We start from the raw sequence: 21,863 nt of genomic DNA on the forward strand, positions 1-21,863 counted from the left end.
TTTCAGGTGGTTTAAACCACTGCCATAAGCAATGCTGCCACGCCGAAACCGGAAACGGAAAGGACGGTTTCCAGGACGGTCCAGGTTTTCAGGGTCTGCGGCACCGTCATGTTGAAGTACCGCGAGATGATCCAGAAGCCACCGTCGTTCACGTGGGAGGCGATGATCGACCCGGCCGAGATCGCGACGACCAGCAGCGCGAGCTGGATCTGTGAGTAGCCAAGCGTCGCCACCGTCGGCGCGACGATGCCGCTGGTGGTGACGATCGCGACGGTCGCCGAACCCTGCGCGATCCGCATTCCGCAACTGATCACGTAGGCCGCCAGGATGACCGGGAGACCGGCGTTGTCGAGCGAACCCGCGACAGCCTTGCCGATCCCCGTCGCGGACAGCACGGCGCCGAAGAACGCGCCCGCGCCGACCACCAGCAGGATCATCGCGACCGGGCGGAGCGACTTCGCCGAAAGCTCACTCAAATCCTTGCCCGTCAAGCCTCGGCGCAGGCCCAGCAGCCAGGACGCGAGCAGCACCGAGATCGTCAGCGCGACCGCCGGGGTGCCGATGAACGCGGCGACACCGGCCGGAGCGGAGTTCTTCGGGAGCCAGATGCTGCCGAAGGTCCCGGCGAGGATCAGCACCAGCGGGACCGCGATGATCGCCGCCACCAGCTTGAGCGATGGCGGTTTCTCTTCCTTTTCCCCTTCGCCTTCCGCGACCAGGAATTCCGCGGGGACCGGAACGTCGACGCGCTTGCCGATCCAGGTCGAGTACGCGACACCGCCGATCAGGAACGCCGGGATACCGCAGACCAGGCCCATCAGGATGATCCAGCCGAGTTCCACGTGCAGCAGGCCCGCCGCGGCCACCGGGCCGGGGTGCGGCGGGAGGAACGCGTGCGTGATGGAAAGACCGGCGAGCAGGGGCAGCGCGTACAGCACCAGCGAACGGCCGCCCTGCTTGGCGGCGACGTAGACCAGCGGCGCCAGCACGAAGATGCCGATGTCGAAGAAGACCGGGATACCGAACACGAACCCGGCGAGGCCCATCGCCAGCGGGGCCCGCTTCTCGCCGATGGCCCGCAGCAGTGCGCCGGTGAGCACCTTCGCCCCGCCGGAACGCTCCAAAATGGACCCGAGGATGGTGCCGAGTCCGATGATCGCGGCGATATGCCCGAGAATCCCGCCGAAACCCTTTTCCAGCAGGGATTCCGACGCCTTCTGCGCGGAGCCGACGATCTGGCCGACCGGCAGGCCCGCGGCCAGCGCGGTCAGCAGGCCGACCACGATCAACGCGATGAAGGGTTCGAGCTTGACCTTGATGATGAGGAACAGCAAAACCGCGATCGAGACGGCGGCGAGGGTCAGGAGACCTCCCGTCGAATGTTGGAGCCAATCGATCATCGGGCACTCCCGGGGTCGCGCAGTGTCTGTTGGTGAACCCGCGACCGCGATCGACGTCGGCAGGACGCCGCCTGGTCATGATCGTCACGGTGCGCGGACAGTGCGCCCTGCCACCGCGATAGCGGGGCCTTCGGCCGAGGCGGGTTCATGCGTATGGTCACTTTCATCAGGTACATATCAGCTCCGCCGACAAGCTCTCAGTGAATGGCCGGCGAGCGCGCCGGTCGGTCGACCATCGTCGATGGCGGCGACGCCGTTGACGAAGACATAGGGGATACCGGCGGCCTGCTGCCGCGGTTCGTCGAACGTGGCCGTGTCGGCGATGGTTTCCGGGTCGAACAGCACGAGGTCCGCCGCGTAGCCGGCGCGGACGAGGCCCCGGTCGGTCAGCCGCAGGCGCTCCGCCGCGCGGCCGGTGAGATGTGAGACGCATTCGGCGAGGTCGAGGACGCCGAGTTCGCGGACGTAGCGCGCGAGGTAACGCGGGAACGTGCCCCAGGCGCGAGGGTGCGGCCGCGCGCCGACGAGCAGCCCGTCGCTGCCGCCGGTGTGCGTGCGGTGCCGCATGATCGCCTGGACGTTCTCCTCGTGCCCGACATGCATCAGGCAGGACGTGCCGAGTTTTTCCGAGAGCAGGACGTCGAAGTACAGCTCCGCGGCCGGTTTCCCGGCGCGCCGCGCCGAAGCGGCGACGGAATGCCCGACGAGGTGCGAGTTTTCGTCGCGGCGGACGCCGTTGATCTCGATGGCCTCCCAGTCGATCGGCACCCCGTGGGCGCCGTCGGAACCGGTCTCCTCGATCTCGGCGCGGATCCGCTCGCGAGCGTCCACATCGGACAATCGGGCGAGGGTGGCGTCCAGCCCGCCTTCGGCCGACCAGCTGGGCAGCAGCGCGGAAAGGTAAGTGGCGCCAGGGAGATAGGGATAGGTGTCCAGCGTGATGTCGCAGCCGTCGTCGAGCGCCTGGTCGAGCAGCTCCAGCAACTGGGGCGCCTTGCCCTTGTTGACCGAGAAGTTCATCGTGGCGTGCGCGAGGTGCAGCGGGCAGCCCGAACGGCGGGAGACGTCGACCATCTCGCCGAACGCTTCGAGCGCGCCTTTGCCGTAGCTGCGGTGGTGCGGACTGTAGAAGCCGCCGTTCTCCCCGACGACCCGGCACAGCTCGACGAGTTCCTCGGTGGTCGCGTACATCCCCGGCGTGTAGGTGAGGCCGGACGACATACCCATCGCACCCTCGGCCAGCCCGGTCGCGATGAGTTCCTTCATCGCGTTCATCTCGGCTTCGGTCGCCGGACGGTCGTCCCAGCCGACGGTGAGCATGCGGACGGTACCCTGCGGCACCAGGTAGGCCGCGTTGACCGCGACCCCGGCGTCGAGCCGGTCGAGGTATTCCCCGACCGAACGCCAGTTCCAGTCGAATCCGGCGGGGTCGTCGTTCCAGCCGGCGAGCTGCTGGCGCAGCGCCGTGAGGACGTCGTCGTTCACGGGTGCGTAGGAGAGGCCGTCCTGCCCGAGCACTTCGGTCGTGACGCCCTGCGAGAGCTTCGCGAAGTGATCAGGGTTCGCGAGCAGCTGGAGGTCGGAATGTGAATGCATGTCGATGAACCCGGGTGCGAGCACGAGTCCTTCGGCGTCGATGGTGCGGCGGCCCGCGAGCGAACCCGGTTCGGCGACACTGGCGATCCGGCCGTCGGTGATGCCCACGTCGTGCCTGGTGAGCGGATCCCCGGTGCCGTCGGCGACCAGTACGGAGCGGACAACGATGTCCATGGCGATTCTTCCTCTGCGGCGGTTGAGGACGGATCAGAAATGGGTGCGGACGAAATCGAGTACGGTCTCGCCGTCGGGGCCGACGACCGGAATGAGGGGCCACTTGTCGAACACGGTGCACGGATGCGACAGGCCGAGTGCGATCCAGTCGCCGACCTCGACCGGCGAGGACGCGGGCAGCGTGAGGAAGGCGTGCTGGTCGTTCATCTTCTGGATGGAATGACCTTCGAGCGCGGACGGTGGCCCGTCACCTTTGCGGATCAGGCGCGGCTCGGGCATGCCTTCGTCGAAGGACGCGTCCCGTTTGCCGATGGTGAGCAGCGCGAGTTCGTCCGTCGGCCTCGACGTCACCTGCGCCCAAGCGCGCAGAGCGGGAAGGAACGAAGCCACGCCGTCGATGCGCGGGCTTTCACCCAGCGGCGAGATCACCCGGTAGAAGCCGTCGTCGTGAGTGACGTACGCGCCGCCGCGCAGGATCGGCAGGACGTCCAGGCCACCCCAGTCCTTGGTGAGCTCGTCGGCGACCCGGTCGAAGTAGGCACTGCCGCCGCCGGTGACGATGATCTGACCGGCGTCGTCGAGCAGGCCCTTTTCGGAGAAGACGAAGACGAGTTCGCGCAGACCGTCCACATAGGAACTGATCAGTCGCAGCGATTTTTCGTCCGTGTGGTGGGAAAGCGCGCCCTCGTAACCGCCGGAACCACGCAGGCGCAGGGCCGGGCTCGCGTGGGCGGCTTCGGCGACGGCGAGCGCGGTATCGGTGTCACGGACCCCGGTCCGGCCACCTTCGGCACCGAGTTCGACCAGGACGTCGACCTTGCGCCGAGCGCCGCGCAGGGCCTCGGTCATCAGGTCGACACCATGGACCGAGTCGACCCAGCAGACGAACTCGAAGTCGTCGTCGGCGTCCAATTCCGCGGAGAGCCACTCCAGACCCGACGGGTCGACCAGCTGGTTCGCCAGCAGGATCCGGGAGACGCCGAAAGCACGGTAGATCCGCAGGTGCCCGGCGTTCGCGCAGGTGATGCCCCATGCGCCGTGCTGGAGCTGCCGCTCGAACAGCTGCGGCGCCATCGTCGTCTTGCCGTGCGGGGCCAGCGCGATCCCGCGTTCGGCGCACCAGTCGGCCATCGTGCGGACGTTGTGCTCGACGGCTTCCGCGTCGAGCACGACGAACGGACCGAAGAAGCCGTCGTCGAACAGCTTCGCGCCGCGGGCGGCGGCCTCGCCGATCGTGAGTCCGGACAGCGAAGGCGCCACCGAGCGGAAGCGCCAGTCGACGCGCTCCTCCCGGACGGCCGCGACCGCGGCGGAATCGATGGTGCCGGCTTCGAACATGAGGTTCACCTCGGTTGCGTATGTTGCAACGGACGTTGCGCATATTGCGTGGGATAGGTGTAGCATCCGGTCCGCTAGAGGTCAACGGGGTGACGACGAGGAGACGCGGAAGTGACAGGTGAGCCTTGGCCGCCCGGGAATCTCTTGATTTTTTGGGGTCGCGCCGTTTTGGCCGGAGGTCCCGCTATCGCGATGGCAGGGCGATCTTCGGCCGAGAGGTGCCGTGATCCCGAGACGTGCGCCCTGGCGGCGGGATGGCGGTCGGCGCGATGAAGAGCACTGACGTGTTGTGCATCGGGGAGTCGATGGCCTTGTTCGTACCGGCCGAACCAGGGCCGCCCGACGAGGTACGGGAGTGGGTACGGACCATCGGCGGAGCCGAATCGAACGTCGCCTGCCACCTCCCCGCGCTGGGGTTCACCAGCGCCTGGGTGAGCGCCGTCGGCGACGATCCGTTCGGCCGCGCGCTCGTGCGCGAGATCGCCGGAGCGGGGGTGGACGTCAGCGCGGTCGTGGTCGACCCGACCCGCCCGACCGGGCTCTACATCAAGGAAAGCGGCGCGCACGGCAGCCCCGTGCGTTACTACCGCAAGGGTTCCGCGGCGTCCGGAATGGACGCCACGTTGCTGGGGAAACTCGAACTCGACGGGGTCCGCGTGATCCACCTGTCCGGGATCACGCCCGCGCTTTCGGACGGCTGTCTCGACCTGGTGCGAGCCCTGCTGGAACGGCCGCGTGGTGACACGCTGGTGTCGTTCGACGTGAACTTCCGGCCCACGCTGTGGACCGGTCGCGACCCGTCGGTGCTGGCCGGACTGGCCGCCCGCGCCGACATCGTCCTGGCAGGTGACGACGAAGCCGAGCGGGTGTGGGGGACCGGTGATCCCGAGCGGCTGCGCGTCGCGGTGCCCGGGCCGAAGACGCTGGTCGTCAAACACGGGGAACGCGGGGTGACGCTGATCGACGGCGACGAGGCGCCACTGTTCGCGCCCGCCCTGCGGGTCGACGTCGTGGAGCCGGTCGGTGCCGGTGACGCGTTCGCGGCGGGCTTCCTCGCCGCCACTCTGCGCGGTGACGACCCCGAGACCCGCCTGCGGCGCGGGCATCTGCAGGCCGCTGCCACCTTGCTGACCCACGACGATGTGGGGACGCCGTTGCCAGAGTCCGTCGTCGAGGCTCTGATCGGTGCGGATGAGGCATCCTGGGCGGCGGCGAAACTGACGGACAAGGGATTGGTGAGCGTATGAGTCAGAGCTTGGACAGGGCGCTCACCCTGTTGGGCGGACTCGCCCGCGAGGCGAAGACGCTGGATCAGCTCGCCGAGGAGATCGGCGTGCACAAGTCGACCGTGCTGCGACTGCTGCGCACCCTGGAGTCGCACCATTTCGTGCGCCGGGAAGGGCAGCGGCACTACCGGCTGGGCAGTGCCCTCTTCGACCTCGCGCAGCAGGCACTGGAAGACCGCGACGTCCGCCGCAGCGCGCAGTCCGCGCTGGCCGGGCTCAACGCGCGCACCGGACACACCATCCACCTCGCGTCCTATGAGGACGGTGAGGTCGTCTACATCGACAAGTTCGAGGGCAGGCATTCGGTGCGGATGTACTCCCGCATCGGGAAGCGCGCCCCACTGCACTGCACGGCCGTCGGCAAGGTGCTCGTCGCCGCGATGACGCCGGAGAAGCGGGCGGACGTGGTCTCGAGGATCGACTTCTTCGTCCGCACCCCGAACACGATCACCACGCCGTCGGCCTACGAGACCGAACTGGACCTCGTCGCCGACCGCGGCTACGCGGTGGACAACGCCGAGCACGAGGACTTCATCCACTGCATTGCCGCACCGGTCCGCGGCCCGGGCGGCATGGTACTCGCCGCCGCGTCGATCTCGGTGCCGAAGGTACTGCTGGACTACGACGGCCTGATGGGGCTCGTGCCCGAACTGGTCGCCGCCGCCGAAGAAGCTTCCGTCCACAGTGGATGGACGGGGAACCGAAAGGGGAAGTTGGAATGAGCAAGACCGCGATCAGCACGGAGAACGCGCCGAAGCCGGTGGCCGCGTTCTCGCAGGCGGTCCGCAAGGGCAACCTCCTGCAGGTGGCAGGCCAGGTCGCCTTCGACCCGGCCACCGGCGCCATCGTCGGCGAGACCGTCGGTGAGCAGACGGAGCAGACCTTCAAGAACATCGAAGCGGTGCTCGAGGCCGCCGGTGCCAGCCTGGGCGACGCCCTGATGGTGCGCGTGTACCTGACCGACGTCGACCACTTCGGTGTGTTCAACGAGGTCTACAACAAGCTGATCGGCGAAGCGCCGCACCCGGCCCGCACCACCGTGTACGTCGGCCTGCCCGCCGGCCTGCTGGTGGAGATCGACGTCCTGGCCGTCGTGGACTGATCCCGCGTGTCAGGAACGGACCTTTCATAACATCTCTCGTTATGAAAGGTCCGTTCCTGACAGCTTCCGCTAGAGCACGCTCGTGTACCCGTTGAGCGCGGGCTGACCGCCCAGGTGCGCGAAGAGCACGTTCGACTCACGCGGGATCTCACCCCGGCCGACGAGGTCAATCAGCCCCGCCATCGACTTACCCTCGTACACCGGATCGGTGAGCACGCCCTCCAGCCGCGCCAGTGTCCTGATGGCGTCCAAAGTGGACTCGTCGGGGATACCGTAGATTCCCGCGTGGTACCGCTCGTCCAGTTCGACCTCGCCGATTTCACCGGCGCCGATCAGCTCCGCGGTGGCCCGCGCGATGCGGGTGATCTGAGCGCGGGTCTCAGTCGGCTTCGCCGAACCGTCGATGCCGAGGATCCGTCGCGGCTTCCCCGAAAGCGCGGCCCCGGCGACCATCCCGGCCTGCGTACTGCCGGTGACCGAGCAGACGACCACCGTGTCGAAGTAGACGCCGAGTTCGGCCTCCTGCGCTTCGAGCTCGACGACCCAGTTCGCGAAACCGAGCCCGCCGAGGCGGTGGTCCGACCCGCCCGCCGGGATCGCGTACGGCTTGCCTCCGTCCGCTTCGATCTCCTTGACCGCGTTCTCCCAGCTTTCCTTGAAACCGACACCGAACCCGGCTTCGACCATCCGGATGTCCGCGCCGAGAATGCGCGAGAGCTGGACGTTGCCGACCTTGTCGTACAGCGGGTCGTTCCAGTCGACCCAGCTCTCCTGTATCAGCACGGCCTTGAGCCCGGCCCGCGCGGCGGCCGCGGCCACCTGGCGGGTGTGGTTCGACTGGACGCCGCCGATGGAGATCAGCGTGTCCGCGCCCGAGGCGAGCGCGTCGGCGACCAGGTATTCGAGCTTCCGTGTCTTGTTGCCGCCGAACGCGATGCCGGAATTGACGTCCTCACGTTTCGCCCAGACCTTCGCGCCGCCGAGGTGGGCGGTGAGCCGTTCGAGCGGGTGCACGGGGGAGGGGCCGAACAGCAACGGGTAGCGCGGGAAGTCGGCGAGGGTCATGGAGTCTCCAATAGGGCTTCGAGTTCGGTCCAGATCGTGGCGGTGATCGAGCAGGCCGAGTCGACGTCGCCCCCTTCGATGGCGTCGGCCAGTTCCGCGTGGCGCTGCACCGACCGGTGCGCGGGCAGAGAGCCGAAGCGGGCGTATTCGAGACGACGGAGCAGCGGCGTGTAGCGGGCCAGCGTCGCGGCGACGGCCCGGTTGCGCGCGGCGGTCACCGGGATGTCGTGGAGTTCGTCGTCGGCGGCGATCGCTGCCGCGATGTCCCCGGCGGCGACGGCGTCGGCGAACCGGCTGTTGGCCGCGCGCATCGCCGCGACTCCGGCTGGTCCCACCCGCGGCGTGCCCACCCGGACGGCGAACTCGTGCAGCGCACGGACCAGCTGCAGGGCGTCCCGGACGTCGTCCGCGACGAACCCGGCGACGCGCGTGTAGCTCTGCGGCTTCGACTCGACGAGGCCGTCCTCGATGAGGCGCAGCAGCGCCTGGCGCACCGGCGCCCGCGACAGGCCCAGCTGGTCGGCGAGGTCCCCGTCGCGCAGGTTCGTCCCCGGCGGAAGCGTCCCGTCGATGATCGCCCGCCGGATGTTCTCGTACGCCTCGTCCCGAAGGAGGGACCTAGGCACCTTCGCTAACCCAGTCACATCTAAAATGTTAGCTGCTGCCCGTCTTTTCGGGTAGGTCCCGATGCTATGAACGGTCCGTTACTCGCAAAATTTGCAAGTAACGGACCGTTCATAGCATCGGGGAGCGGGATCCGGCACCTAGTAGACCGGGCCCGTGTACTTCTCGCCCGGCCCCTGCCCGGGGGCGTCCGGCACGGCCGAAGCCTCGCGGAACGCCTTCTGCAGGGACTGCAGGCCGTCACGCAATGGGCCGGCGTGCAGGCCGAGGTACTCTGCGGAAGCGGTGACCAGCCCGGCGAGAGCGGTGATCAGGCGGCGGGCCTCGTCGAGGTCGCGGTGGGGTGAGGCGGCCGGATCCTCGTCGGCTAGACCGAGGCGTTCGGCGCCGGCGGAGAGCAGCATGACGGCCGCCCTGCTGATCACCTCGACGCTCGGGATGTCCTCCAAGTCGCGGACGTCCGGGGAATACGGGGGCTGCTGAACGGGTTCGTCTGACACGTCTGGTACCCTTCCACGAGCGACCAGCCCCCGAGTGATCGGGGGCGGCAAGTGGAGCCCCGCTCCCACCCGTGTCACTGCCGTAACACCAGGTGTCCGGGTCCGGTCTCGCCAAGACGATTTCGGGTGTCGAGGCGGTGCGTTCGGTTCTGGAGACTGAACGCGATCGGAATGAGTGGGCCTCGTGTACCTCACGGTACCGAGGCCTTCGGTATGTGGGCACCAGGTCGAAACGGTAGAAGAATTTACCTCGAACCAGGGAGGCCCCATCAGTTCCGAGACACGCATCAACGAACGAATCCGGGTACCGGAGGTCCGCCTTGTCGGACCAGCCGGTGAACAGGTCGGCATCGTCCGGATCGAAGATGCGCTGCGGTTGGCACAGGAGAACGATCTCGACCTCGTCGAGGTTGCTCCTCAGGCACGCCCGCCCGTATGCAAGCTCATGGACTTCGGCAAGTTCAAGTACGAGAGTGCGCAGAAGGCCCGCGAGTCCCGCCGCAACCAGCAGCTCACCGTCATCAAAGAGCAGAAGCTGCGGCCGAAGATCGACCAGCACGACTACGAGACCAAAAAGGGTCACGTGTCCCGCTTCCTGGCGGCTGGCAACAAGGTCAAGGTCACGATCATGTTCCGCGGTCGCGAGCAGTCCCGGCCGGAACTCGGTTTCCGCCTGCTGCAGAAGCTCGCCGACGAGGTGACCGAACTCGGTTTCGTCGAGTCGTCGCCGAAGCAGGACGGTCGCAACATGATCATGGTGCTGGCCCCGCACAAGAACGTGAAGCCGCCCAAGGCCGCGAAGGCGGCCAAGGACGAGTCGTCCGAGCCGCCCGCCGACGCGTAAGCGCCGACAAGCACCTGTCGCGGCACACCGGAATTTCCCGGTGTGCCGCCGCACGAAAGAGGACAACGCAATGCCGAAGATGAAGACGCACAGCGGGACGTCGAAGCGAGTTCGCGTCACGGGCACGGGCAAGCTGCGCCGCCAGAAGGCCGGTCGCCGCCACCTGATGGAGAAGAAGTCCAACAGGCTCACCCGTCGTCTCGAAGGCACCACCGAGATCGCCAAGAACGACGTCGGCCGCGTCAAGCGCCTTCTCGGCCGCTGACACCCCGCACTTTGTAAACGCCGGGCGCGCCAGCGCGCCCCCAGATCGACAGGATGGACCCAGTGGCACGCGTCAAGAGGGCTGTCAACGCCCATAAGAAGCGTCGCGCGACTCTCGAGCTCGCCAGCGGCTACCGCGGCCAGCGTTCGCGGCTGTACCGCAAGGCGAAGGAGCAGACGCTTCACTCGCTGAACTACGCCTACCGGGACCGCCGTGCCCGCAAGGGTGACTTTCGCCAGCTGTGGATCACCCGCATCAACGCGGCTGCCCGCGCCAACGGCGTCACCTACAACCGGTTCATCCAGGGCCTGAAGACCGCGGGTGTCGAGGTCGACCGCAAGATCCTCGCGGACCTCGCGGTCAACGACGCCGCCGCCTTCACCGCGCTGGCGGAGCTGGCCAAGGCCAACGTGAACACCGAAGAGAAGAAGTCGGCCTGACCGGCTACAGCGCTCTTCCGCAACCCGGGGCGGCTCCGTTCACCGAACGGACGCCCCGGGTTGTTTCCGCGCGCAAGCTCACCCGTCGGGCCGAGCGCGAAAAAGCGGGCCGGTTCCTCGCCGAGGGCGCGAACGCGGTCGAGGCCGCGCTCACCCACGCCCTCGAAGACGATGGCACGGTGCACGAGCTGTTCGTGACCGAACGCGCCGCCGCGCAGCACGAGCGTCTGCTCGTCGCCGCGCACGAGGCAGGTGTCCCGGTTTCGCCGATCACCGATCGCGCCGCCGACGGGCTTTCCGAGACCGTGACGCCGCAAGGCATCGTCGCGGTCTGCGCACTCGTCGACCGTCCACAAGAGACCGTCCTCAAGCCGGGCGCGAAGCTCGTCGTCGTCCTCGTCGACGTCGCGGATCCCGGGAACGCGGGCACCGTGATCCGGGTCGCGGACGCAGCCGGCGCCGACGCGGTCGTCCTCGCGGGCGACAGTGTCGACCCGCACAACGGCAAATGCGTCCGCGCGGCCGCGGGCAGCCTGTTCCACCCCGCCATCACCCGGATCCGGGACGTCGACGCGGCCTTGAAGGCCTGCTCCGCCGCCGGTCTCCGCACGTTCGGCGCGCACGGGTACGCCGACACCGAACTCGACCAGGTGAGTTTCGACCAGCCCACCGCCTGGGTGTTCGGCAACGAAGCGCACGGATTGCCCGAGCGTGTGCTCGGCACCGTCGACCTCGCGGTCAAGATCCCGATGTACGGCCGGGCCGAAAGCCTGAACCTCGCGACAGCCGCGGCGATCTGCGTGTACACCAACGCGATGGCGCCGCACCGGGGTCGCTGAGCTGCGGATTCCACTCGTGTGGGGGTTCTTGGTCTCCATCGTCTGCACGACCCTGGCCGGGATCTACCAGACCGCCTTGTGCCGCTTCGCCGCCGACGGCGTTGTTCCGGAGGCGTTCGGAAAAGTGGACTCCGAAGGCGCTTTCGCCGGACGCCGAGCGCGGAATTCGATGGCCCTGCGGCGTACCACCACGTAGAGTCGTGGGTACTACGCTGTTCGAACCACGACACCAAGGGAGTTCTCATGGAACGCATCGTTCGTTCCAGCACCTTGTTTACGGCGTAGATCCGCGTTCTTCGCGCTTCTGAGTGACGGTATGCCCAGCCCGAGGGTGATCGGGGGCCGCTGTTCGCTGTCCCATAGAATTCAGCAGCTGCTAAACCCATGTGTGTGCTCGCGTGCACCGGACCAGTCCCAGCGGACGCCGAGGAGTTATGTCCGAAGCCAACGACAAGCAGGACCCCCAGGCGGGGGCGCTCGCGCCGGATACGTTGACAGCCGCCGTCAAGCAGGCCGAGACGGATTTCGCGGCCGCGGCGGATCTCGACGCGCTGGCCGCGGTCAAACCCGCCCACCTCGGGGACCAGTCTCCGCTGCTGCTCGCGCGCCGCGAGATCGGTGCCCTGCCGAAGAAGGAGAAGGCCGAGGCTGGGAAGCGGGTCAACGAAGCGCGGCAAGGCATCCAGGCGGCTTTCGACGCGCGCCGTGCCGTGCTCCAGGTGGAACGTGACGAAAAGGTGCTCCGTGAGGAGACCGTCGACGTCACGCTTCCGTGGGACCGCGTCCCTCGCGGCGCCCGGCACCCGATCGCGACCCTTTCGGAGCGGATCGCCGACGCGTTCGTCGCGATGGGCTACGAGGTCGCCGACGGTCCGGAACTCGAGGCCGAGTGGTTCAACTTCGACGCGCTGAACTTCGGCAAGGACCACCCCGCGCGCCAGCTGCAGGACACGTTCTACGTCGGCGAGGAGGACTCCGGGCTGGTGCTGCGGACGCACACCTCGCCGGTGCAGGCCCGCACGCTGCTGCACCGCGATCCGCCCGTGTACGTCGTCTGCCCCGGCCGTACCTACCGGACCGACGAGCTCGACTCCACGCACACTCCGGTGTTCTCGCAGGTCGAAGGGCTCGCGGTCGACAAGGGCCTGACGATGGCACACCTCAAGGGCACCCTCGACGCCTTCGCCCGCGCGATGTTCGGCGAAAGCTCGAAGACCCGCCTGCGCCCGCACTTCTTCCCGTTCACCGAGCCGTCGGCCGAGGTCGACGTCTGGTTCGAGCAGAAGAAGGGTGGAGCGGGCTGGGTCGAATGGGGCGGCTGCGGCATGGTCAACCCCAACGTTTTGCGTGCCTGCGGCGTGGACCCGGAGGTCTATTCGGGTTTCGCCTTCGGCATGGGTATCGAGCGCACCCTGCAGTTCCGCAACGGAATTCCGGACATGCGCGACATGGTGGAGGGCGACATCAGGTTCACCCTGCCCTTCGGAACGGAGGCCTGAGTGAAGGTCCCAGCCAGCTGGCTGACCGAGCACCTCGACGTCGACGAGGAGGTCACGGCCCAGGATCTGGCCGACGCCTTCGTGCGGATCGGCATCGAGGTCGACGAGGTCCGCGCGCTCGAACCGGTCACCGGCCCGCTCGTGGTGGGCCGCGTGGCCGAGATCGAGGAGCTGACCGAGTTCAAGAAGCCGGTCCGTTTCTGCCGCGTCGATGTCGGCGAGTCCGAGGACGACGCCGACAAGCCCGACGAGAACGTCGACGCCGATGATGACGACGATGACGAAGGTCCTTTCGAGGACGACGGCCCGACGGGGATCCGGACTCGCGGGATCATCTGTGGTGCCACGAACTTCGCCGAGGGTGACCTGGTCATCGTCGCGCTGCCCGGCACGGTGCTGCCCGGCGGTTTCGAGATCGGTTCGCGTAAGACCTACGGCCGGCTCAGCGACGGCATGATCTGCTCCGCGAGCGAACTCGGCATCGGTGACGACCATTCCGGCATCCTCGTGCTGCCGCCGAGCACCGCCAGCCCTGGCGAGGACGCGAACAAGCTGCTCGGCCTCGACGACACCGTCCTCGAGGTGACGCCGACCCCGGACCGTGGGTACACCCTGTCGGTCCGCGGGCTGGCCCGCGAGCTGTCGAACGCACTCGACGTCCCGTTCGGCGACCCGGCGTCCATCGAGGTCCCGGCGGCCGAGAGCGTCGCGTGGCCGGTGCACCTCGAGGACACCGAGGGCTGCAAGCGGTTCGTGCTGCGCCGGATCAAGGACCTCGACGCCACCGCGCCGACACCGTGGTGGATGCACCGCCGTCTGATGCTGGCCGGCATCCGCTCGATCTCGCTCGCGGTCGACGTGACCAACTACGTCATGATCGAGCTCGGGCATCCGCTGCACGCGTTCGCGACCGGGTCGGTCAAGGGCGACCTGGTGGTGCGCAAGGCGAAGCCGGGTGAAAAACTGACCACTTTGGACGATGTCGAGCGCACGCTCGACGTCGACGACGTGGTGATCGCCGACGACACCGGGGTCATCTCGCTGGCGGGCACGATGGGCGGCGCGTCGACCGAGATCACGTCGGAGAGCACCGACGTACTGCTCGAAGCGGCGCACTGGGACCCCTCGTCGATCAGCCGGACGGCCCGCCGTCACAAGCTGTTCTCCGAGGCGGCCAAGCGGTTCGAGCGTTACACCGACCCGCAGCTGTGCGCGGTGGCCGTCGAATTCGCCGCGCGTCTGCTGCGCCAGTACGGCGACGGCTCGATCCTGCCCGGCCGCACCGACGAGGGCGGCGTCGAGCCGAACCAGCCGGTGACCATGCCGATCAGCCTTCCCGACCAGGTGGCCGGGGTGCGATACGAGCGCGGTGTCACGGTCCGGCGGCTGTCGCAGATCGGCTGCAAGGTCAACGTGGGTTCGTCCGAGGACGGCATCGCGCTGGTGACCGCGGTCCCGCCGAGCTGGCGCGGTGACCTGGTGCAGCCTGCCGACCTGGTCGAGGAGGTGCTCCGGCTGGAGGGCTACGACAGCATCCCGTCGGTGCTGCCCGAAGCCCCGGCGGGCCGTGGCCTCACCGACACCCAGCGTCGTCGCCGCTCGGTCGCGCGTGCGCTGGCCGAGGCGGGCTACGTCGAGGTGCTGCCCTTCCCGTTCATCTCGGACTCGGTCTGGGATTCGTTCGGGCTGCCCGAGGACGACCTCCGCCGCAAGACCGTCCAGGTCCGCAACCCGTTGGAGACGGACAAGGACCGGATGGCGAGCACGTTGCTGCCCGGTCTGCTGGAAATGGTGCAGCGCAACGTCTCCCGTGGCTTCAAGGACGTCTCGCTGTTCCACATCGGACAGGTGGTCCTGCCGGGACCGAAGCCGATCCCGATGCCTTCGCTCGGGGTGGACCGGCGCCCGGCCGACGAGGAGCTCGCGGTACTGGAGGCGGCCGTCCCGCCGCAGCCGGTGCACGTCGCCGTCGTGCTCGCCGGCCAGCGGGGCCGCGCGGGCTGGTGGGGCGAAGGCGAGCAAGCGAACTGGGCCGACGCGGTGCAGGCGGCCCGGCTGGTGGCGCAGGCCGCCGGTGTCGAGCTGACCACGGCCGCGGCGGACCAGCCGCCGTGGCACCCCGGCCGGTGCGCGCAGCTGCGAGTGGGGCAGTGGCCCGTCGGCTACGCCGGTGAGCTGCACCCGAAGGTCGTCGAGGCGCTCGGCCTCCCGCCGCGCACCGTCGCGATGGAACTCGACCTGGACGCGATCCCGATCCCGGACGGACGTCCGGCGCCGCGGATTTCGGCCTACCCGCCGGTGCTGCTCGACGTCGCCCTCGTCGCCGAGGCGGGTGTGCCGTCGGCCGACCTGGCCGAGGCGCTGCGCGAAGGCGCGGGCGAACTGCTCGAAGACATCACGCTGTTCGACTCCTACCAGGGCGAGCAGCTGGGCGAGGGCAAGCGTTCGGTGGCGTACAAGCTCCGGTTCCGCGCCGCGGACCGCACGCTGACCGTCGACGAGGCCACCAAGGCCCGCGACGCCGCCGTCGCGATCGCAGGTGAGCGCTTCGGCGCGAGCCTGCGAGCTTGACCTGTGGTCCCGTGTAGGCCCCTTCCCTCGGCTATGGTTTTCAATGACCAGCTGAGGGAAGGGGCCTTTTACGCGTCGTGGATGTGGCAAAGTGAGGACTCGTGTCACGTCCAGACGGTCGGTCCAGTATCCAAGACATCGCCCGTGCGCGGCTGAGCGACGGTTTCGTCGGCAGAGTCGGGGAACGCGAGGAGTTCCGGGTCAATCTGGGGTTGCCGGGGAGCGACCGGCGCCGCCGGTACCTGTACTCGGTGCACGGTCTCGCCGGCGTTGGCAAGTCCTTCCTCCTCGAACAACTTCGCGGGATCGCCGAGGAAGCCCGTGCCGCCGTCGGGTTCACGGATGACCGGCAGCAGGATCTGCCGGCCACACTGGTCAAACTGGCGAAGGACCTCGCCCGCAGCGGACACGAGATGCGCCGGTTCGAGAAACGCCACGAGTTCTACCTCAAGGCGAGGGAACGGCTCCACAGCGATCCGCAGGCCCCGGCCGCGGGCCGCGCGCTCGTGACGAAGACGGTGGTGAGAGCCGGTCTCGGCATGGCGAAGACCCTACCCGGCGGAAGCATCGCCGCCGACGCGATCGACGCCGACGCGACGGCGAAACAGCTGGAACAGTTGCAGAGCTATCTCGCGGCGAAGTTCAAGCGGAAAGCCGATGTCCGGCTGCTCCTCGATCCGGCGGAGGAACTGACCAAGCCGTTCGTCGAGGATCTCTGGCGTGTTCCCGAATCCCGGCAGATCGCGCTGTTCTTCGACACCTTCGAGCGGACGGCGCCAGTACTGGAGACGTGGTTGCTCGACCTGTTCGGCGGACTGTACGGCGACCTGCCGCAGAACCTCGTGCTCACCACGGCCGGGCAGTTCCCGCTGGACGAGGCGAAGTGGAACAGGCACGCGCCGCTGGTGCACGAGGTCGAACTCCGGCCGTTCACCGAACCGGAGGCACGGCGTCTGCTCGCCGAACACGGGATCACCGACGAAAAGGTGATCGAGATCGTGCTGCGGCTGACCGACGGCCTGCCCGTCCTGGTCGCCATGCTGGCACGGGGGAAGCCCGCCGAAGCGGGCGCCGTCGGGGATCCCAGCGACGACGCGGTCAAACGCTTCCTGCATTGGGTTCCCGAGAAGGCCAAGCAGGAGATCGCCGCCACGGCGTCGCTTCCCCGTGTCCTGGACGAAGACGTCCTCGGCGTCCTGACCGGGAAGGAAACCGCGGGGGAGACCTTTCGCTGGTTGCGGGAACTGCCGTTCGTCGGGCGGCGCGAGCTTCCGGTGCGCTATCACCCGGTGGTCCGCGGTCCGATGGTGCGCCTGGAACGCGGGCGCTCGCCGGCGGCGTTCGCCGAACACCACCGGCGGCTCAGCGAGTACTACGAAGGCCGGTGCGCCGAACTCGGACTCAGCCGCCATCGCGACGCCTGGAGCGACGAAGGCTGGCAGCGGAGGAAGCTCGAGCAGACCTACCACCGGCTTTGCGGCGATCCGGCGGAAGCGCTGCCGGACGCACTGCTCGGGGCCGCCGAGATGATCACTTCGGGTACCGCTGCCGCGCGGGCCTGGGCGCGGATGATGGAGCAGGCGGGCGTCGACGCGGACGCGCCCGCTGTACTGGACTGGGCGCAGCGGCTGACAGCCGCCATCGGGGACGGCGACGGCTCGCGGAAGATCCCGGTGCTCGACCTGCTCGCCGGTGCCGGCGAACTCGACACGGCCCGGCTCTCGACGGTGATTCGCCGTCGTGCCTGGGCCTACGAGAGCCAGGACGAGATCGAGCGGTCGAAGCGGGACTATGACCGGGCTTGCGACCTCAATCCCGCCGATCCCTACGTCTGGAGTGACCGGGGCAATCTGTTCCACAACGAAGGCGACTGGGAACGGGCGCTGTCGGACCTGAACAGGGCGATCGAACTCGACCCCGCCTACGCCTACTCGTGGCGAGGGCGTGGTTCCGCCCGTGCCGGACTCGGTGATCTCGACGGTGCGATGGCCGACCTCGACGAGGCCGTCCGCCTCGAACCCGATTACGCGTGGGCATACACCGCCCGGAGCGAGGTGTACGTCAAGCGCGAAGAACTCCGGAAGGCGATCGTCGAACTCGACATCGCGGTCCGGCTCGATCCCGACTATGCCTGGGCGATCTGCCAGCGGGCGATGCTGCTGGCCGAACTGGGGGAGAACGAGGAAGCCCTCGCCGGGTACCGGGCGGCGGTCGCCCTGCGGCCCAAGGACGTCTACTACCTGACCGAGCTGGCATGGTTCCTGGAGCAGACCGGGGACGAGGAGGCCGCTTCCAAGACCTTCGACGCGGTCGTCGCGGCGAACCTGGAAAACGCCAAATCTCACGCGATCCGGGCGGCGTTTCACTATCGCGGCGAGCGGCATCGGCTCGCGATCGACGGCTTCACCGCCGCCCTTCGGCTCGACCCGGACTACGAGTGGGCGTGCTACATGCGTGGCCAGGTGCACGCGGCCGAGGGTGATCCGGAAGCTGCACTCGCCGACTTCGAACGGGCGATCGAACTTGCCCCCGAGGACGCCGAGAATCGTTTGCGGCGGGGGATGGTGCTGCTCCGGCCGCTGAAGAGGCGCGACGAGGCAATGGAGTCGCTGAACCGCGCGCTCGAACTCGAGCCAGCCAACGAGTGGGCTCACGTTTGGCGAGCGTTCGCCCACCGGGCTTCGAAAGACTACGAGGCCGCCCTCATCGACATCGATGCCGCACTCGAAGCGAACCCAGGGAGCGCCTTCTTACACACCCTCCGGGGCGACAATTTCGCGGACTTGGATCGGCACGAAGAAGCCCGGGCGGAACTGGACGAGGCGGCCAGGTTGGGGCAGGACGGATACGCTTTCCACCGGCGTGCCCGTCATCGCCTTCTGTTCGGTGATTTCGACGGCGCCTTGTCCGATGTGGACAGCGCGCTGGCCGCCGGCGACGAGAGCAGCCGCGTCCTGCGTGCGGAGATCCATCGCCGGACAGGTGACCACGAAGAGGCCGTCCGGGAACTGCGTGAACTGGTCGCCCTGGATCCGGACGGCACCGACCACTCCGGGAACCTCGGGGAAGCCTTGCTGCATGCGGGGAGGACGGACGAGGCGATGGAGGTCCTGCGGCCGTTGGCCTCCGAATCCGTCTGGGCGCGCAATCTTCTCGCGCTGGCCTGGCTGAAGATTGGGCGAACCGAGGAAGCCCAGCGGCGTTTCTGCGAAGCTCTCGAAGAAGCCGTCGCCGATGCTACGACCGACCCCGGCGATTGGGACGCCAAGACCCAGCCGCTCTTCTACCTCCTTGCCCTCGGGCGCGCCGAAAACGCGAAACGTAATCTCGCGGACCTGCTCAGCGAAGAACCGCCGCGGGAGGTGCGGCTCGACCTGCTTCGCGATCTGAAGGAGACGGGAGAGCTGTTGCCCGAACTCGGCGAGGTGATCGAGGAGCTCGTCGCGCTGATCCCGCGGCCGGCGCTCAACCGCCCAGGTGCTTGAGCGCCTCCTTCCGAGACAGGGGGGACAGTGCGGGATGCGCGGCGACGAACGCGCGCACCCAGTCCGGCTCGGTCTTCGCGTACTCACGCAGGGCCCAGCCGATTCCCTTGCGCAGGAAGAAGTCCTTGTCGTCGATGTTCGCCTCGACCGCCCGGGTGAGCAGATCGGTGTCGGTGCCGCCCTTGGCCCCGACCTGACAGATCACCGCCGTCCGCCGTCGCCACCTGTCCTCGTCGTAGGCCCAGGTCAGCATCAACGGCGTCACCGTCTCCGGCTCCGCGCGCAGGATCGGCCCGACGCGGTGGATGGCGACTTCGTCCACGTAGTCCCACCAAGCGCCCGTCACGATCATCTCTTCGTACAGGTCGAGCAAAGCGGTGTCCTGCTGGCGGGCATAGGCGCGGTGTCCGGAGAGGGCTACCGCCGCGTACCGCTCTTCACGGAACTCCGCTTCACGCCACAAGGTGAGGACGGCGGTGGAGAAACTCACACGATCGGGTAGCGGATGTTCGGCGAAGACCTTCCTCAGCAAGGCCGCCCGAGGGGGTGACGCGACACCGAGGAACGGCATCTCCGACTTCATGTACGCGCGCATGCCCGGCGCCTTCTCCGGATCGGCCAGCGCGGCCAAACCGTTGCGAACCGCCGAAACCAGGCTTTTCACCTCGTTCACGCGAACTCCTTTCCCCAGTGGACGCCGCGAGCGTACGACAGGGGACCGACAAGACTGATATGCCCGGATCGAGGCGCGGATACCGACTAAAGAAGGATGGCGGTCAACGTGTCGGTCAGCGAGATTTAAGCCGGTTCTCGGTAGCTTCGGCCCGAACGGGTCGAACGCGGACGAAAAGGAACACAGTGAAGAAATTCGTTGCCGCCCTGGCGGTCGCGGGGATCGGCGTCGGCACCATGGCGCTCGCTCCCTCCGCCACGGCCGCCTCGGCGTCGGACTTCGATCCGAAGCCCATCTCCTGGGGAGCCTGCACGCGTCCGGGCCTGGTCAAGGCCGGCGCGGAATGCGGTTTCCTCGAGGTCCCGCTCGACTACGCGAAGCCCGGCGGCGAGAAGATCTCGATCGCCGTCTCGCGCGTCAAGCACAAGTCCGCCCGATCGCAGGGCGTCATGATGGTCAACCCGGGTGGCCCCGGCGGCTCCGGCCTCGGCCTGTCGACGCTCGGCCGGGCCGTCCCCAAGAAGGCGGGTGACGAGTACGACTGGATCGGCTTCGACCCGCGCGGGGTCGGGGCGAGCAAGCCGTCGCTGACCTGCGACGGGAACTACGCCTCCTACAACCGTCCGCAGTACGTGCCGACCACGCGTGCCCTCGAGAAGGCGTGGTTCGACAAGGCGAAGGGCTACGCGAAGGCGTGCGCCAAGAACGGCGCGATCCTCGAGCACATCAAGACCATCGATGTCGCGAAGGACGTCGACAGCCTGCGCAAGGCGCTGGGCGAGAAGCAGATCAACTACTACGGCTTCTCCTACGGCACCTACCTCGGCCAGGTCTACAGCACGCTGTTCCCGCAGAACGTGCGGCGGATGGTGTTCGACGGCACCGTCGACCCCCGCGATGTCTGGTACAAGGCGAACCTGAACCAGGACATCGCCTTCGACAAGAACATCAAGACCTACTTCGGCTGGCTCGCCAAGTACGACGACGTCTACCACCTCGGCAAGACCGCGTCCGCGGTCGAGAAGCTGTGGTACGCCGAGCAGAAGAAGCTGTACGACAAGCCCGCGGGCGGCGTCATCGGCGGCTCCGAGTGGACGGACATCTTCCTGCAGGCCGGGTACTACGTCTTCGGCTGGGAAGACATCGCGAACGCGTTCTCGGGCTGGGTCCACAAGGGAGACTGGCAGACCCTGAAGGGCCTGTACGACGCCTCCAACCCGCCGGGCCAGGACAACGGTTACGCGGTCTACGCGGCCGTGCAGTGCACCGACGTCGCGTGGCCGCAGAGCTGGAACCGCTGGAAGTTCGACAACTGGGTCACGCACTTCCGGGCACCGTTCGAGACCTGGGGCAACGCCTGGTTCAACGCGCCGTGCCTCAACTGGCAGGCGAAGTCGGGCAAGCCAGTGGAGATCGACGGCCGCAAGGTGCCGGGTATCCTGCTGGTCAACGAGGAGAAAGACGCCGCGACGCCGTACCCCGGCAGCCTCGAGGTCCGCAAGCGCTACCCGAACTCCAGCCTGATCAGCGCACCCGGTGGCACCACGCACTCGGGTTCGCTGTCCGGCGTGTCCTGCGTGGACGACAAGATCGCGGACTACCTGCTGACCGGAACGCTGCCCGCGCGGAAGCCGGGCAACGGTTCGGACGTGCAGTGCACCCCGGTCCCGCAGCCGGTTCCGGCTGGTTCGTCGGCCGGCGCGAAGAAGTCGGACGTGCCGTCGTCCATCGCCGAAGTGAAGAAGGAGGCGCTGGCTCAGGCGCTGCCTTTCTGAGCCCGGTCGCTTTGAGACGCCCCGCTTCGGATTCGTTCCGAAGCGGGGCATTTCCTTTGAGCCCCGTCGCGATTAGTCCTCTAAATGCGGTGGGAAGATGGCCTGTCGCGGGGGGTGTGTGGATATAGGGACGTTGAGTGTCCCTATATCCACACACCCCCGCGTATCCGGTCACCTGTCGTCATGATCGGTCTGGCGGCGCGCTACTGTGTGGATTTTGGACATCTGACGTCCCAAAATCCGCACAGTCGGCGCACCGGCCCGGAGTCGCCGTAGGTCGCCGGTCTCGCTCACGAACACGTTTCCGCTAGGACACGCCTCGGACCTCCGCCCGTCCCCCAACCGCAATTAGTCCTCTAAACGCGCTGGCGGCCGCCATGACCGGCA

Annotated in this window: 19 protein-coding genes; 12 read left to right on the forward strand and 7 right to left on the reverse strand. The window is 67.9% G+C overall.

Translation table 11 applies throughout. The annotated features are described in order from the left end of the window. Positions 1 to 11: 11 nt before the first annotated feature. The 3 genes from ACM6LU_RS37285 to ACM6LU_RS37295 form a co-directional block, all read right to left on the reverse strand. On the reverse strand, positions 12 to 1,400 hold the full coding sequence (locus tag ACM6LU_RS37285) for a GntP family permease (RefSeq protein ID WP_414942575.1): 1,389 nt from the start codon (positions 1,398 to 1,400) through the stop codon (positions 12 to 14). 177 nt (positions 1,401 to 1,577) lie between these two features. After that, a complete protein-coding gene (locus ACM6LU_RS37290; RefSeq protein ID WP_414942576.1) occupies positions 1,578 to 3,170 on the reverse strand; it encodes an N-acyl-D-amino-acid deacylase family protein in 1,593 nt (530 codons plus the stop codon). Between the two features lie 33 nt (positions 3,171 to 3,203). After that, positions 3,204 to 4,508 (reverse strand): amino acid deaminase, encoded by a 1,305-nt coding sequence (locus tag ACM6LU_RS37295; RefSeq protein ID WP_414942577.1) that lies wholly within the window; start codon positions 4,506 to 4,508, stop codon positions 3,204 to 3,206. 269 nt (positions 4,509 to 4,777) lie between these two features. On the opposite strand from ACM6LU_RS37295, the gene ACM6LU_RS37300 reads away from it, so the two are divergent. From ACM6LU_RS37300 to ACM6LU_RS37310, 3 genes are read left to right on the forward strand one after another with little or no spacing between them, the layout of a single operon-like run. Then, positions 4,778 to 5,755 (forward strand): sugar kinase, encoded by a 978-nt coding sequence (locus ACM6LU_RS37300; RefSeq protein WP_414942578.1) that lies wholly within the window; start codon positions 4,778 to 4,780, stop codon positions 5,753 to 5,755. Continuing rightward, complete coding sequence (locus tag ACM6LU_RS37305; RefSeq protein WP_414942579.1) at positions 5,752 to 6,516, forward strand: IclR family transcriptional regulator; 765 nt, start codon at positions 5,752 to 5,754, stop codon at positions 6,514 to 6,516. Before ACM6LU_RS37300 ends, ACM6LU_RS37305 begins: the two co-directional genes overlap by 4 nt. Continuing rightward, the gene (locus ACM6LU_RS37310; RefSeq protein ID WP_414942580.1) at positions 6,513 to 6,896 is read left to right on the forward strand and encodes a RidA family protein; all 384 of its coding nucleotides are present in this window, start codon (positions 6,513 to 6,515) and stop codon (positions 6,894 to 6,896) included. The genes ACM6LU_RS37305 and ACM6LU_RS37310 overlap by 4 nt, the downstream gene beginning before the upstream one ends. A 69-nt stretch (positions 6,897 to 6,965) precedes the next feature. Here the strand turns inward: ACM6LU_RS37310 and ACM6LU_RS37315 are convergent, their stop codons facing one another. The 3 genes from ACM6LU_RS37315 to ACM6LU_RS37325 all read right to left on the reverse strand — a co-directional run bounded on the left by ACM6LU_RS37315 (position 6,966) and on the right by ACM6LU_RS37325 (position 9,085). Next, entirely contained in the window at positions 6,966 to 7,961 is a 996-nt protein-coding gene (locus tag ACM6LU_RS37315) for a 1-aminocyclopropane-1-carboxylate deaminase (protein WP_414942581.1), read from the reverse strand. Further along, entirely contained in the window at positions 7,958 to 8,587 is a 630-nt protein-coding gene (locus ACM6LU_RS37320; RefSeq protein WP_414942582.1) for a GntR family transcriptional regulator, read from the reverse strand. Before ACM6LU_RS37320 ends, ACM6LU_RS37315 begins: the two co-directional genes overlap by 4 nt. Positions 8,588 to 8,725: 138 nt before the next feature. Then, positions 8,726 to 9,085 (reverse strand): DUF1844 domain-containing protein, encoded by a 360-nt coding sequence (locus tag ACM6LU_RS37325; RefSeq protein ID WP_076157053.1) that lies wholly within the window; start codon positions 9,083 to 9,085, stop codon positions 8,726 to 8,728. A gap of 268 nt (positions 9,086 to 9,353) precedes the next feature. On the opposite strand from ACM6LU_RS37325, the gene infC reads away from it, so the two are divergent. From infC to ACM6LU_RS37365, 8 genes are all read left to right on the forward strand, one after another. Beyond that, on the forward strand, positions 9,354 to 9,929 hold the full coding sequence (infC, locus tag ACM6LU_RS37330; protein WP_414942606.1) for a translation initiation factor IF-3: 576 nt from the start codon (positions 9,354 to 9,356) through the stop codon (positions 9,927 to 9,929). Between the two features lie 70 nt (positions 9,930 to 9,999). After that, on the forward strand, positions 10,000 to 10,194 hold the full coding sequence (rpmI, locus tag ACM6LU_RS37335; protein ID WP_005163285.1) for a 50S ribosomal protein L35: 195 nt from the start codon (positions 10,000 to 10,002) through the stop codon (positions 10,192 to 10,194). 62 nt (positions 10,195 to 10,256) lie between these two features. Next, on the forward strand, positions 10,257 to 10,634 hold the full coding sequence (rplT, locus tag ACM6LU_RS37340; RefSeq protein ID WP_414942583.1) for a 50S ribosomal protein L20: 378 nt from the start codon (positions 10,257 to 10,259) through the stop codon (positions 10,632 to 10,634). After that, the gene (locus ACM6LU_RS37345) at positions 10,631 to 11,473 is read left to right on the forward strand and encodes a TrmH family RNA methyltransferase (protein ID WP_414942607.1); all 843 of its coding nucleotides are present in this window, start codon (positions 10,631 to 10,633) and stop codon (positions 11,471 to 11,473) included. Before rplT ends, ACM6LU_RS37345 begins: the two co-directional genes overlap by 4 nt. A 16-nt stretch (positions 11,474 to 11,489) precedes the next feature. Beyond that, positions 11,490 to 11,669: a hypothetical protein gene (locus ACM6LU_RS37350; protein WP_414942584.1), complete on the forward strand. Its 180-nt coding sequence runs from the start codon at positions 11,490 to 11,492 to the stop codon at positions 11,667 to 11,669. A gap of 238 nt (positions 11,670 to 11,907) precedes the next feature. Beyond that, a complete protein-coding gene (pheS, locus tag ACM6LU_RS37355; RefSeq protein ID WP_414942585.1) occupies positions 11,908 to 12,972 on the forward strand; it encodes a phenylalanine--tRNA ligase subunit alpha in 1,065 nt (354 codons plus the stop codon). After that, a complete protein-coding gene (gene pheT, locus ACM6LU_RS37360) occupies positions 12,973 to 15,543 on the forward strand; it encodes a phenylalanine--tRNA ligase subunit beta (RefSeq protein ID WP_414942586.1) in 2,571 nt (856 codons plus the stop codon). It abuts the gene before it with no gap. A 101-nt stretch (positions 15,544 to 15,644) separates the two neighbouring features. Next, on the forward strand, positions 15,645 to 19,028 hold the full coding sequence (locus ACM6LU_RS37365) for a tetratricopeptide repeat protein (RefSeq protein WP_414942587.1): 3,384 nt from the start codon (positions 15,645 to 15,647) through the stop codon (positions 19,026 to 19,028). Here ACM6LU_RS37365 and ACM6LU_RS37370 read toward each other — a convergent pair. Next, positions 19,009 to 19,701, reverse strand: coding sequence for a DNA alkylation repair protein (locus ACM6LU_RS37370; RefSeq protein ID WP_414942588.1), 693 nt, complete (start codon positions 19,699 to 19,701; stop codon positions 19,009 to 19,011). The two genes, ACM6LU_RS37365 and ACM6LU_RS37370, sit on opposite strands and share 20 nt — an antisense overlap. Positions 19,702 to 19,886: 185 nt before the next feature. Between ACM6LU_RS37370 and ACM6LU_RS37375 the strand changes: the two genes are divergently transcribed. Continuing rightward, on the forward strand, positions 19,887 to 21,476 hold the full coding sequence (locus tag ACM6LU_RS37375; protein WP_414942589.1) for an alpha/beta hydrolase: 1,590 nt from the start codon (positions 19,887 to 19,889) through the stop codon (positions 21,474 to 21,476). Positions 21,477 to 21,863: the final 387 nt, after the last annotated feature.

The sequence above is a fragment of the Amycolatopsis sp. cmx-11-51 genome, assembly GCF_047608665.1.
GTDB lineage: Bacteria > Actinomycetota > Actinomycetes > Mycobacteriales > Pseudonocardiaceae > Amycolatopsis.

Excerpts from the sequence above, each read along its gene's own strand:
- ACM6LU_RS37285 (WP_414942575.1), bottom strand. The coding sequence starts at position 1,400 with ATGATCGATTGGCTCCAACATTCGACGGGAGGTCTCCTGACCCTCGCC.
- ACM6LU_RS37290 (WP_414942576.1), bottom strand. The coding sequence starts at position 3,170 with ATGGACATCGTTGTCCGCTCCGTACTGGTCGCCGACGGCACCGGGGAT.
- ACM6LU_RS37295 (WP_414942577.1), bottom strand. The coding sequence starts at position 4,508 with ATGTTCGAAGCCGGCACCATCGATTCCGCCGCGGTCGCGGCCGTCCGG.
- ACM6LU_RS37300 (WP_414942578.1), top strand. The coding sequence starts at position 4,778 with ATGAAGAGCACTGACGTGTTGTGCATCGGGGAGTCGATGGCCTTGTTC.
- ACM6LU_RS37305 (WP_414942579.1), top strand. The coding sequence starts at position 5,752 with ATGAGTCAGAGCTTGGACAGGGCGCTCACCCTGTTGGGCGGACTCGCC.
- ACM6LU_RS37310 (WP_414942580.1), top strand. The coding sequence starts at position 6,513 with ATGAGCAAGACCGCGATCAGCACGGAGAACGCGCCGAAGCCGGTGGCC.
- ACM6LU_RS37315 (WP_414942581.1), bottom strand. The coding sequence starts at position 7,961 with ATGACCCTCGCCGACTTCCCGCGCTACCCGTTGCTGTTCGGCCCCTCC.
- rpmI (WP_005163285.1), top strand. The coding sequence starts at position 10,000 with ATGCCGAAGATGAAGACGCACAGCGGGACGTCGAAGCGAGTTCGCGTC.
- pheS (WP_414942585.1), top strand. The coding sequence starts at position 11,908 with ATGTCCGAAGCCAACGACAAGCAGGACCCCCAGGCGGGGGCGCTCGCG.